The sequence below is a fragment of the Snuella lapsa genome (genome assembly GCF_039539345.1).
In the GTDB taxonomy this organism is placed as follows: Bacteria; Bacteroidota; Bacteroidia; order Flavobacteriales; family Flavobacteriaceae; genus Snuella; species Snuella lapsa.
In genome coordinates this window covers 1-12,782 of record NZ_BAABCY010000017.1, presented here as the reverse complement: position 1 = coordinate 12,782, position 12,782 = coordinate 1, and the positions used below count along the sequence as shown (strand labels likewise).

Here is a 12,782-nt window from a genome sequence, read left to right as displayed (position 1 = left end):
ACTTGATAATTCAAGCTCCAAAAGATGTCAAGGATCAAAGGGAAATAGCCAAAACAATTAGCGTGTATGACCAAAAAATCACCCTATTAAGAGAGCAAAACCAAACCTTAGAAGAATTAGCGCAAACCCTATTTAAGCGTTGGTTTGTAGAGTTTGAATTTCCCAATGAAAACGGACAGCCATACAAATCCTCCGGAGGCAACATGGTCGATAGCGAATTAGGTGAAATTCCAGAAGGGTGGCGAATAGGTGTATTGGGTGAATTATCTAATTTAAAATCAGGTTATGCCTTTAAGAGTAAAGATTTTGTAGATAGTAGTTGTATTAAGGCAATTAAAATTAAAGACTTAAAAGGAAAGGGGGTAGTTGAAATTTCAGATGTATCTAGTGTTTCTGAGCAAGTTACAATAATTGAAAGGGTCAAATATTTTAAGTTAGATAAAGGTGATATTGTTTTAGCTATGTCAGGTAATACTACAGGTAAAATTGGTGTAATACCTCCCCATGATAATGAGTTGTATTTAAATCAACGTGTTGGCAAATTCTTTTTAAAAGACCCCTCTTATAAGAGTTTTGTATACAACTTTCTTATGTCAGGCAATTATGAAGAAAGAATTCTTTCTATGGGATATGGTTCTGCGCAACCAAATATCAATCCAAGCCAAATTGAGTCTATCGAAGTGCTAATTCCTAGAGACGAAATATTAACGGATTATATTGGAACCTCAGAACCAATTTACAACAAAGTTTTAATAAATAATGCAGAAATACAATCCCTAATCCAATTAAGAGATACGCTGTTACCAAAGTTAATGAGTGGGGAGTTAAAAATAAAGTTTAATGAGTAATTCTTATAATAATTATCCAAAAGGGTCGGAATGGAGAAAATGGGATATCCACATTCACAGTCCTTATTCAGAACTCAATAATGGCTTTGGTGAAGACTTTGATAAATATGTACAAATAGTATTTAAAAAGGCAATTGAAGATGGTATTGCGGTTATTGGTATAACCGATTATTTTACAATTGAGGGATATAAAAAGGTTAAGAATGATTATTTAGGAAATCAGGATAAGCTTGAGGAGCTGTTCTCGAAAGAGGAAATTTCTGAAATCAATAAAATACTAGTTCTACCTAATATTGAGTTTAGACTTAATACATTAGTTGATCAAAACCGAGTAAACTATCATGTTATTTTTTCAGATAAAGTACCAATAGATGATATTGAAGAAGATTTTTTGCATGAGTTAGAATTTGTGTCCGAAGGAAATCCTCAGGATGAGGATGAAAGGTGGAAGCTAAAACCAAGAAACTTAAAGGAACTGGGGAAACGGTTAAAATTAGAACATCAAAATTTTGAGAGAGATTCTGATTTGTACGTTGGAATGAAGTGTGCGGTAGTTGATGATAAAAAAATAACCGAATTATTACGATCCAAAAAGAGTAAGTTTTCTGGAAAATATATCTTAGTAGTTCCATCAGATGAAGATTTAAGCGAATTAAGTTGGGATGGTCAAGGGCATAATGTGCGGAAAGTGCTTATTCAAAAATCTGATGCACTTTTTGCATCCAATCAAAGAACTATTAATTGGGCATTAGGTGGCAATGATGAAGAAGCTTATGTAAAAGAGTTTAAATCTATCAAAGGAACTTTTTGGGGATCAGATGCTCATGAGTTTGATAAACTTTTTAAACCTGATTTAGACCGGTTTTGTTGGGTTAAAGCAGATCCAACATTTGAAGGAATGAAACAAGCCTTAATTGAACCTAAATCAAGAATTTTTATAGGCGAAAAGCCTCAATCCATTATTCGGGTTACTAACAATCCTACAAAATATATTCATTCGCTTGCGGTTGAAAAAAAATCAGAATCAACTTTAGATGAAACTTGGTTTGCAAATTCACCTCAAATCCCAATAAATTCTGGCTTGGTAGCTGTAATTGGTAATAAAGGTAATGGCAAAAGTGCTTTGGCTGATATTATTGGTCTTTTGGGAAACTCGCATAACGAAGAGTCTTTTTCTTTTCTACATATGGATAAATTTAGGAAATCCCGTCCAAATCGTTCAGAAAGCTTTTCAGGTGGTTTAACATGGATTAATGGTTATGTAGATGAACTTGGTTTATCTGAATCTATTGATGTCTCAAAACCTGAAAAAGTAAAATATTTACCTCAGAACTATCTCGAAAAACTCTGTACTACAACAGATGAAACGGAATTTGAGAAAGAATTAAAAAAGGTGATTTTTTCTCATATTGACGAATCTGAAAGATTAAATAAAGATACATTAGAAGAGCTGCTAGATTATAAAGGTGAAGAAATAAACCAACGGATTGATCAGATTAAAATTGATTTAAACACTCTTAATAAGAAAATAACTTCTCTTGAAGACAAAAATCATCCTGATTATTTAGCAAAACTAAAGGAAAACCTAAAAGCAAAAGAAGAAGAAATAAAGGCTCACAATGAAATCAAACCGAAAGAAGTAAAGGAACCAGAAAAAGATGAAAATCTTAAGCAAGAAGTTTCCCAAATAGCGGAACAAATCAAATCCTTGACTTTAGAACAAGAGAGATATGAAACAGAGATTGATAAATTTAAACAACAAAAAGCTTCTTCACTTCTTGTTAAAACCGAATTGATAAAGTTAAAAGATTCATTTTCCAACTTTATAGAAACCTTTGAAAAATTAAAGCAAACTTCAGAGTCGGTTGTTCAAAAATACAATTTGCAATTTGATTCAATTTTAAGTTTAAGCTATGATTTTTCGGTCATTGAACAAAAAATATCTGATTCAGAGACACAACTTTCTGAAATAGATAACCAATTAAATCCGGAGATTAAAACATCTACAGCTTCTAAAAAATCGGAATGTGAAGTAAAGCTGGCGGATTTAAAAAACAAACTCGATGCACCGTCAAAAAGGTATCAAGAATACCTTGATGCTTTAAAGGTTTGGGAAAACCAGTTGAGAATTCTTATCGGTAATAAAGACGCCCCAAATACCAAAGTATTCTTTGAAGATTCAATTTCATACATCGAAACAAGTCTTGCGACCGATTTAGATACAATTAAAAATGAAAGAATTGAAAAGGTCAAAAAAATAATCCAAGAGAAAAAGAAACTTAAAGACCTTTATAAATCCATTTATAGTCCGATCACTAAATTTATACAGCAGTACGGGGAAATAGAAGACGATTATCAAATCAACCTTGATGTTTCTTTAAGGTTAACTAATTTTTCAGATAAGTTTTTCAATTTCATAAGCCAAGGATCCAAAGGAACTTTTATAGGCAAAGAGGATGGGAATAAAAAGCTTCGTGAGATTCTTAGTGAAAATGGTTTTGAATCGGAAGAAAGTATTATCCAATTTTTGAATGTGATAATGGGTGCATTGGAAAATGACCTAAGAACAGATAATGATTCACTTAGATACTTAAAAAATCAACTTAGACAAGGATTTGAACCGGAAGAGTTTTACGCCTTTCTTTTTGGTTTAGACTACCTAGAACCCACGTATAAACTAAAATTAAGTGATAAAGAAGTGTCGCAGCTTTCTCCTGGAGAGAGAGGAGCATTATTGCTTATTTTTTACTTACTACTAGATAATCAAGATATTCCTTTAATTATTGATCAACCGGAAGAAAATCTTGATAACCAAAGTGTTTACAAAATTCTTGTTCGTTTCATAAAGGAAGCCAAGAAAAATAGACAAATAATTATTGTAACACACAACCCGAACTTAGCTGTTGTTTGCGATGCAGATCAGGTAATCCATGTTAAAATTGATAAAGCAGATAAGAATACGGTTTCAGTAATTACCGGAAGTCTTGAAAATGAAGCTATAAATGAGAAAGTAATTGAAATTTTAGAAGGTACTTTTCCTGCATTCAATAATAGGACTTTAAAGTATAAACTACATAATAGATAACCTAATCCCATGACCAAATTAACTGAAAACGACATAGAATTATGGGCTATTCAAGAATTAGCTAACCTAGGGTGGAAGTACATACACGGTTCAGAAATAGCACCAGATGGAGAAAATCCAGAACGTAACACTTTCGCCGATGTTATTCTAAAAGCCCGTTTGCAGGAAGCCATAGCGCGTAATAATCCTAATATCCCTTTCGAAGCTCAACAGGAAGCCTTAAAAGTGGTAGAGCGTATAGCCTCACCAGAACTAATGGTAAATAACCAGGCATTCCACGAATTACTAACCGAAGGTGTGCCGGTTGAGTATCGAAAAGATGGTGTGCAAAGAGGCGATCGCGTTCAGTTAGTTAATTTTAATAATCCAATACAAAACGATTTTCTAGTGGTAAACCAGTTTACCATTATTGAAAACAATAATAATAAGCGTCCAGATCTTATTCTGTTTATTAATGGTCTACCCTTAGTCTTGTTTGAACTAAAAAATGCGATAGATGAAAATGCTACCTTACTGTCAGCATACAAACAAATACAAACCTATAAGAATACCATTCCAAGTTTATTCACATGCAATACCTTTTGCGTGTTATCAGATGGGGTGGATGCTAAAGCAGGGTCACTTTCTGCGGGGTATTCACGTTATCTGGCCTGGAAAACAAGTGATGGATTAAAAGAAGCCTCAGCTTTAACCAGTCAGTTAGAGGTCTTAATAAAAGGGTTAATGAATCCGGAAACCTTACTGGATTACATTCGCCATTTTATTGTGTTCGAAGAAAGTAAAAAGGTCGACGAAAAAGGAATAGCCACAGTACAAACCATTAAAAAAGTAGCGGCCTACCACCAATATTATGCTGTTAATAAAGCAATAGATTCTGTAAAAAAAGCCTCAGCATCAAACGGAGACCGTAAAGGAGGGGTTGTTTGGCATACGCAGGGAAGTGGTAAATCACTCTCAATGGTGTTTTTTAGCGGTAAGCTGGTACTTCAATTAGACAACCCTACAATCTTAGTAATCACTGATAGAAACGATTTGGACGACCAGTTGTTCGATACATTTGCATCCTCTAAACAGTTATTAAGACAAGTACCGGTACAGGCTAATAGTAGAGAACATTTAAAAGAGTTACTAAAGGTAGCATCCGGTGGTATTGTATTTGCAACCATTCAAAAATTTCAACCAGAGGATGGCTCTAATGTGTATGAAGAATTATCTGCTCGAACTAATATTGTTGTTGTAGCAGACGAAGCGCACCGTACCCAGTATGGTTTTAAACCAAAGTCCATCGATGTAAAAGATGATGAAGGTAATGTAGTAGGGCAACGTTTGGTATATGGCTTTGCTAAGTATATGCGTGATGCTTTACCTAATGCAACGTATTTAGGGTTTACGGGTACGCCAGTAGAGTCAACCGATAATAATACACCGGCAGTATTTGGTAATTATGTCGATATCTACGACATCGCTCAGGCTGTAGAAGATGGAGCAACCGTACCAATTTATTACGAAAGCCGATTGGTTAAAATCAATTTATCAGAAGAAGGAAAACAGCTTATTGCCGAATTAGATGAAGAATTACAGGGTGATGAGCTAACCGATACCCAGAAAGCAAAGGCCAAATGGACAAAAGTAGAGGCGATAATTGGTAGTCCGCAACGTCTTAAAAAAGTGGCTGAAGATCTCGTGTTCCACTACGAAGAACGAACCAATAGTGGTTTAGAAGGTAAGGCCATGATAGTGGCTATGAGCCGTCAAATAGCTGTCGATTTATATAAAGAAATTATAAACCTTCGTCCTCATTGGCACAGCGACGATTTAGATAAAGGAGTGATAAAAGTAGTCATGACGGCAGCATCATCTGATGGTCCGGATTTAATGAAACACCATACATCTAAAGAACAACGTCGTAATTTAGCCGATAGAATGAAGGATACTAACGATCCTTTAAAACTGGTGATTGTACGCGATATGTGGTTAACAGGTTTTGATGCGCCTAGTATGCATACACTGTATATCGATAAACCTATGAAAGGGCATAACCTCATGCAGGCCATTGCAAGGGTGAATCGCGTGTATAAAGATAAGCCAGGAGGTTTGGTAGTAGATTATTTCGGTATTGCTTCAGATCTAAAGAAAGCGCTTTCTTTTTATTCAGATAGTGGGGGTAAAGGAGATCCTGCTGAAGCTCAGGAAAAAGCAGTGCAACTTATGCTCGAAAAATTAGAGGTAGTTTCTCAGTTTTTTAGTGAAAAAGGACCTTCTGCGAATGTAAATTATCAAATGGCGGCCGAAGAGCAGGTATTATATGGTAAACCCTTTGCTTATGAAGATTATTTTGATGCTACTGTAAAGCAAAAACTCGAAATCATATTATCTGCAGTAGAGCATGTATTGAGTTTAGACGATGGTAAAAACCGTTATGTTAGAGAAGTCACAGCTTTATCAAAAGCATTTGCCATTGCCTTGCCACATGAGGAAGCTATGGATGCTAAAGATGAGATCGCCTTTTTTCAGGCAGTAAAAGCTCGTATTCAAAAATTTGATGTTGGGGCTCAAACAGGTGGTAAATCTGATTACGAAATAGAAACGGCCATTAAGCAAGTGATAGACCAAGCTATTGTATCGGAACAGGTCATTGATATTTTTGATGCCGCAGGGATTAAAAAACCAGAGCTATCCGTTTTGGATGATGATTTCTTGGAAGAAATGCGAGATATGAAACATAAAAATCTGGCATTGGAGGTTTTGAAGAAGTTATTGAATGATGAGATAAAAATTAGAGCTAAACATAACTTGGTTCAAAGTAGAAGTCTTATGGAAATGTTGGAGTCTTCTATAAAACGCTATCAGAATAATTTGATAACCGCAGCCGAAATCATTCAGGAGATGATAGACTTGGCTAAGGAAATTAAAGAAGCCGATAAACGCGGTGAAAAAATGGGTTTATCAAAAGATGAACTAGCTTTTTATGATGCAGTTGCCAATAATAAAAGTGCCAAAGACTTATTAGGTGATGAGGTACTGTTAAAGCTAGCCAGAGTATTGGTAGAAAGAGTAAAAGATAACGTGAGTATCGATTGGACCGTTAAAGAGTCTTTAAAGAAAAAGCTAAAAGTGATTGTAAAACGAACATTGCGTCAATACGGCTACCCACCTGATTTACAGAAATTAGCCACCGATACCGTGCTACAACAAGCCGAAGCACTAGCAGAGTTTTGGAGTAATTAATCTAGTTATTATATGTTATATAATCGAAATACATTACTAGAACAAAACTCTGAGGAAGTTTTAGAAAGTTCAGATTCTGAATCTGTTAAAATTAAAGCTGATATAAAGGATAAGTATTTGCAATTCAATAAATTATTTAATTCTTACCAGAGAAACCTAAGAACTAATCAAAGCTATATAAAATATGAAGCCTTTAGGGATATGAAATTTATTTTTGAGCTATATTCTCAGATATATCAGTTTCGCGGTTATGATTACTATGATATACCATTGAGTAAATTTCAGGCATTAACATCTGAGTTCGACTGTAGAAGAGAGAAAGAGTTATATGAATATTTAGTTAGAAGCCTTATAAGGGAGGGTAATGAAACAAAATCTAAGGAGTTTACTGTTTATGTAAATAAATTGGAAATTAAGTGTTTGTGGTTAGAGATTATTACATTCAAATGCTTTTTTGTTAATCTCATAAAACTTTTTTTAAAAGTAAGCTCTTATAATATCCTCGCTTTAATTTTAACTGGAATAACATATATTTCGATCCTTTCCTTAATTTTTAGTGCTGCACCATTTTCATGGATGAGTGTTTTAGATGTTGAGTACATTAAAATAACCACTAATACATGGCTAAATCAATTTTTTAATGTATTGTCATTCGTGTTTGATTTGGATGCTAAACCTACCATTAAGGCTAAAAATATTTTGGGTGTATTGCTTCTTACTATAGAAAAGTCAATTTTCTTTGTAGTTATAATTAATTTCATTTTAAAGGAAATAATGAATAAAATTAAATTATATAAATAGATGATAACCGCTGATTTAGACTATAATATTAGAAAGATTAACTCTTTTATTTTGAGAGGAGTTTTAATAAGCTTACTTCTATTTAATTACTTGGATTCAAGTTTTAACTATTTTCAACCCCGTTTATATACAATTTTTATAGTAGTTTATGTTTTTGGAATGTTATTTCAGCTTTATGGTTTACCTATTAAGTATAGAGGTATATTTAGATATTTATTAGATATTTCTTTAATAACATTATTTCTTTATGAAAAAGATTTAGGAAACACTTTATTTTTCTTGCCCTATATTCTGCTGTTATTCAATTCAATAAACTATTCAAATTCTAAGAGTAGGACTTTAGTGTTTATATTAGGAATACACCTATCTATTCTAATAGTTGATGGTTTTTCATTAGTATTTCGCCATCAATTAATTCCTGTTATATTTTATGTCTTTATGCTTATCTATTATACTCGTAAGATTTTCAATCAATTTAATTCTGATTTAATTAAATTGATCGGAGATCTTTTTGCCCAAAATATTAGTGAATCTAGTAGTTATAAAATTCTTCATGAAGTAAAGAAGCGGATATCTAGAAGTTCTATTGGATACTTTTTTAAGTTAGATCAGATTTTTTTGTTTAGATTAATCAATAATAGGTTGGTATTAATTAAAGGCACCCAGTTTATTAGGGAATTACCTGATTTTTCAGACGAGATAATAGGAAAGATAAAAGAGTCAAAAGAAAAGCCAATAAAGGGAGCCAGTGTAATTATAAATACAATTGAATATAGTAATATTTACTGGCAAAGAACAGATTTTGAAAACTCAACCTATGTTTACTTAATATGTCTCAAGCCGGCTACTTTTATGTTACAAGAAAATATAATTATTGGGCTGAAACCTGTGTTTAGTCAAGTTAGTAAAGTATTTCATTTAATGAATTCTTTAGATTATATAAAGAAGAATTCTGCTAAAACAATTAAAGAAAAGGTTGCTTATGTTTTAGATGCAAAAAATGCAATGCATTTTGTTAAAAATAAGCTAACCCCAATAACTAATATTCTTGATTTGGTAGATCGTTATTTTAAAAAACCAGAGAATTTAGATGAAAGAAAAGAGAAGTATATCAAAGAAAAACTTAAAAACAACCGAGGAAATGTACAAATTAAAGAAGTAATATCTAAGGCTGAATTGATGATTAAAGGTGTAGATAATTTAATAGCAAAAGATGATGTTAAAGTATCAGAAAGAGTAATAATTGATTCTGTACGTAGACATTGGTTTTATCATTTTGAGAATTTGGATGATGTTAGATTAAATTTTAATAAGGAATCAAATTTCAATATTAGTTTTAATCATGAACTTTTTGATTTTGTGTTTACGGATATAATTGAAAATATTTCAAAATATAGTACAGGAATTAAAATGGTTGAGTTTATTGAAGATTCTCCAGGCACTTTAACAGTACTTTTTAAGAATGAAATTAAAGACTATAATAGAAAAATTCAAGAATTACAGGAGTTAGTTACACAATATAATCAACCAGACAACGATGAGATTTATAGTAGAAAAACCCATGGTTTGAGCTTTATAAGAGGTTTAATGAAAAGAAAGAAAATTAAAAATGTGATATCAATAGAAAGGGAAACAAAAATGTTTATATTTAAAATAACTTTCATTTCTATAAAATCATGAAAATATTAATTTTTGAAAATCAAGTTCAAGATAATTTAGATGTATTTAATGATGTTAATTTCCTTGATTTCGATAATAGACTAAGATTTGAATGGATTACCAAGTCTCAAGATTTTAATAATTATGATGCATTAGATAATTTTGATGTTGTATTTGTTGATATAGATTTATCAACAAAAAGTGAAAAGGATGGATATGGGGTGATTGAAGAATTCTTGAATGATTACGATTATGATAGGTTAGTAGTCATGACAGGGCATAATGTTAAAGATGAATTAGCCAGTAGAGGTTGGGAGAATTTAAAGGTTTTAAATAAGCCAATAATATTAGATGAATTAAAGAGTATTATTGAGTCGTTTGAACCTGAATAAAGATGGTTTTGTGTTCTAACTTATTTTTATCTTTTTTTTGAATTTGAGGAAAAAAATTTGAATTGGGGATAATTTGAAAAATCATTAAGTACAAGAATTGTATAAGTGAATTTATGATACTATCAAATGATACTATTATAAATTGGTTACGTTAACACTTGATCTAAGTGAAGTATACTGCACTTTCCTGTGATTTACTAAATAATATTTGGGCGATATCTATAAAAATGGGATAGGCTACAATTCTATTAAAAATCCATTGCAATGGGCAAAGGATAAAGCTGATTGGTATGATCCTCTTGTTAAAAAAGAAGATGAATTGCTGAAAAATGTAAATAGGAATCTATTAAATTCCAATGCGCTGTTTTTTATAATTGATTAACAAATAGAGTGTTATGTCAATATATAGTTGTTAAAAAAAGTAAACACTTTTGTTTACTATTATATTTATGCATACATTTGTATAACAAAAGAAGCTATGTTACCCAAAATAACTAAAATAAAAGGTATACATCCAGGGCTTATATTAGGGCGTGAAATAAAACGTAATAATATTAAAAGCTCTCAATTAGCTATGTCTATTGGTGAGCATAAGCAAACCATCAGTGCTATTATAAATCAAAAGAGGGGTATCAATCCAGAGTTGTCAATTAAATTGGCTAATTACTTTCATACGGAAGAAGATTATTTTATGATGTTGCAAGCTGGTTATGAAGTAAAAAGGAAATTGATTGAAAATAGTAATAGAATGCCAAATCTAGACAACATCAGGAGAGTCCTGTTTTGGGATACTTCTTTTGATAAAATTGATTGGAATAAAAACAAACGTGCCATTATCCAAAGGATTTTAGAAAGGGGTAATGATAAGGAAATCAACGAAATTATAAAGTTCTACGGTAAAGCAACGGTTTCTAAAATAGCAAAATCTATTAACCTTTCTCGTTTTTCTACATTTCAAAAGAATGCAGAAACTTACGACCTTATTTAAGTTTTAAATGCCTTTACACCTCAATACTGTTTCCGATCTTCTATGGGAATCCTTAACGACACTAATGGCTATTGAAGAATTTAACAGTTTTCGATTAATAGGGGGTACGTCATTAAGTTTGCAACTAGGGCACAGGGAATCCATAGATATTGATTTATTTACTGATGTTGAGTATGGTAGTTTGGACTTTGATCGCCTTGAAGGGATTCTAAAGGAAGTGTTTCCTTATGTCGATAATTCAAGTATAGGCGACGTGGTTTTTGGAAGGTCCTATTTTGTTGGAAATGATGCTCATAACGCTTTTAAGTTGGATATTTACTATAGTAATGAACCCTTTGTTTTTCCTTTGTTGGAGATAGATAACATAAGATTAGCATCAAAGGAAGAAATTGCGGCAATGAAGTTTGAGGTTATTGCTAATGGTGGACGTAAAAAAGATTTTTGGGATATTCACGAACTTTTGGATGTTTATACTTTAGAAGAAATGTTAGGGTTTTATGAACAACGAAATCCGTATGGTTCGACAAGAGAAGAGCTATTGGAAAGGTGTTTGGATTTTTCTTTGGCGGAAGATGATTTAACACCCAACTGTTTTAGGAACAAAGATTGGGGACTTATAAAAATTGATATTGAAGAAGAGGTACAAAAAGTAATAAATGACTTTTCCGGTTTCTGAAAAAGTCACCCCGCAAGTCACCCCGCAAGTTAAGCGCCCATTGAATGTCATAATACTGGAGCATGGCAGACAGGAGTTACAAGAGTTACTTGGTTTAACGGACAGAGAAAACTTCAGAAAAAATTATTTACAACCTGCACTTGATGCAGAATTAATTGAAATGACCATTCCAGACAAACTTAAAAGCAGTAAGCAAAAGTATAGATTAACGGAAAAGGAAAGCTAGTTAAATAACATTGGTGAGATTTAATTAATTTTGGCTCTAGGATGATTTACCAGCCAAAAAATAAAAAAGATATTAACAGCCCTAAAAAACAGTTTGATAATTTGTCTCTCATTTGTACCTCATGTATTGTGAAATCCTATTAAATAAGGAAAGTTACATATTGCATCGGCAAATAGACAGTAATTTTATTTGATTTCATTTGGTTTTGTTAGATTGTAAATCAAATTATTACAAATACTACTTTTTCATATAATTTCCTTTTGTAGTTTAATTATTTCAGTTTTTGCACCTCATTTACACCTCAAAGGCTTACGTTCCTTAATTAACTAATATCATCTAATAGGGAGTTAAAAGGTTTGAAGATAGACTTAAATAGACTCTTTGTTGAAGGATCCTAAAAGTCGGACAAAAGAAATCAATCATTAAATGACTATTAAGATTCACTTAATCTAGTTGAAGTCGAAAGAATATATTTAAATTCTTTCAAGCAAGAAAACAAAAAAGATGCTGTGAAATATTTATTGAGTTTGGGTGATAATGAGAAACATATTATACTTACGAACTTAGAAAAATTGATTAGAGATGCAACTAATTATTTATTTTATTAATATTGGTAAAAACCAACATTAAGATTGTTTTATGAAGTTAATGAGGTAAAAAAACAATTATATACCCTTCATAAGCAGCGTATAAAAAATTTTTGTAACTAAGTTGAGCCAACAAAACTTTTATCACCTAACAGACGGAGCATTTTAATATGATCTTTAATAGCTACCATAAAGGTCTTTTTTGTATGATATGGGAGTCCGTGGCTAATTCAGTTCGATTTGTGCCACCGATTTCGGAGTCATTGTGCCATTGATTTCGGTTTAAACCGTG

9 protein-coding genes are annotated in these 12,782 nt (G+C 32.1%); all 9 read left to right on the top strand.

What is annotated here, in order from left to right:
* Positions 1–2: 2 nt before the first annotated feature.
* The 9 genes from ABD792_RS03205 to ABD792_RS03165 all read left to right on the top strand — a co-directional run bounded on the left by ABD792_RS03205 (position 3) and on the right by ABD792_RS03165 (position 11,903).
* Positions 3–848: a restriction endonuclease subunit S gene (locus ABD792_RS03205; protein WP_345004335.1), complete on the top strand. Its 846-nt coding sequence runs from the start codon at positions 3–5 to the stop codon at positions 846–848.
* Positions 841–3,933 (top strand): TrlF family AAA-like ATPase, encoded by a 3,093-nt coding sequence (locus tag ABD792_RS03200; protein WP_345004334.1) that lies wholly within the window; start codon positions 841–843, stop codon positions 3,931–3,933. Before ABD792_RS03205 ends, ABD792_RS03200 begins: the two co-directional genes overlap by 8 nt.
* Positions 3,934–3,942: 9 nt before the next feature.
* A complete protein-coding gene (locus ABD792_RS03195; RefSeq protein WP_345004333.1) occupies positions 3,943–7,161 on the top strand; it encodes an HsdR family type I site-specific deoxyribonuclease in 3,219 nt (1,072 codons plus the stop codon).
* A 12-nt stretch (positions 7,162–7,173) separates the two neighbouring features.
* A complete protein-coding gene (locus tag ABD792_RS03190; protein ID WP_345004332.1) occupies positions 7,174–7,962 on the top strand; it encodes a hypothetical protein in 789 nt (262 codons plus the stop codon).
* On the top strand, positions 7,963–9,642 hold the full coding sequence (locus ABD792_RS03185; protein ID WP_345004331.1) for a hypothetical protein: 1,680 nt from the start codon (positions 7,963–7,965) through the stop codon (positions 9,640–9,642).
* Positions 9,639–10,013 (top strand): hypothetical protein, encoded by a 375-nt coding sequence (locus tag ABD792_RS03180; RefSeq protein WP_345004330.1) that lies wholly within the window; start codon positions 9,639–9,641, stop codon positions 10,011–10,013. The genes ABD792_RS03185 and ABD792_RS03180 overlap by 4 nt, the downstream gene beginning before the upstream one ends.
* A gap of 478 nt (positions 10,014–10,491) precedes the next feature.
* A complete protein-coding gene (locus ABD792_RS03175; RefSeq protein WP_345004329.1) occupies positions 10,492–11,001 on the top strand; it encodes a HigA family addiction module antitoxin in 510 nt (169 codons plus the stop codon).
* 7 nt (positions 11,002–11,008) lie between these two features.
* A complete protein-coding gene (locus tag ABD792_RS03170; RefSeq protein WP_345004328.1) occupies positions 11,009–11,677 on the top strand; it encodes a nucleotidyl transferase AbiEii/AbiGii toxin family protein in 669 nt (222 codons plus the stop codon).
* Positions 11,658–11,903 carry a Fic family protein gene (locus ABD792_RS03165; protein WP_345004326.1) on the top strand — a complete coding sequence of 82 codons (246 nt, stop codon included), beginning with the start codon at positions 11,658–11,660 and terminating at the stop codon, positions 11,901–11,903. The genes ABD792_RS03170 and ABD792_RS03165 overlap by 20 nt, the downstream gene beginning before the upstream one ends.
* Positions 11,904–12,782 lie beyond the last annotated feature (879 nt).

What these genes read in the sequence shown, in the direction of transcription:
- ABD792_RS03185 (WP_345004331.1), top strand. Translation starts at nt 7,963, where the DNA reads ATGATAACCGCTGATTTAGACTATAATATTAGAAAGATTAACTCTTTT.
- ABD792_RS03180 (WP_345004330.1), top strand. Translation starts at nt 9,639, where the DNA reads ATGAAAATATTAATTTTTGAAAATCAAGTTCAAGATAATTTAGATGTA.
- ABD792_RS03195 (WP_345004333.1), top strand. Translation starts at nt 3,943, where the DNA reads ATGACCAAATTAACTGAAAACGACATAGAATTATGGGCTATTCAAGAA.
- ABD792_RS03200 (WP_345004334.1), top strand. Translation starts at nt 841, where the DNA reads ATGAGTAATTCTTATAATAATTATCCAAAAGGGTCGGAATGGAGAAAA.
- ABD792_RS03165 (WP_345004326.1), top strand. Translation starts at nt 11,658, where the DNA reads ATGACTTTTCCGGTTTCTGAAAAAGTCACCCCGCAAGTCACCCCGCAA.
- ABD792_RS03190 (WP_345004332.1), top strand. Translation starts at nt 7,174, where the DNA reads ATGTTATATAATCGAAATACATTACTAGAACAAAACTCTGAGGAAGTT.
- ABD792_RS03170 (WP_345004328.1), top strand. Translation starts at nt 11,009, where the DNA reads ATGCCTTTACACCTCAATACTGTTTCCGATCTTCTATGGGAATCCTTA.
- ABD792_RS03175 (WP_345004329.1), top strand. Translation starts at nt 10,492, where the DNA reads ATGTTACCCAAAATAACTAAAATAAAAGGTATACATCCAGGGCTTATA.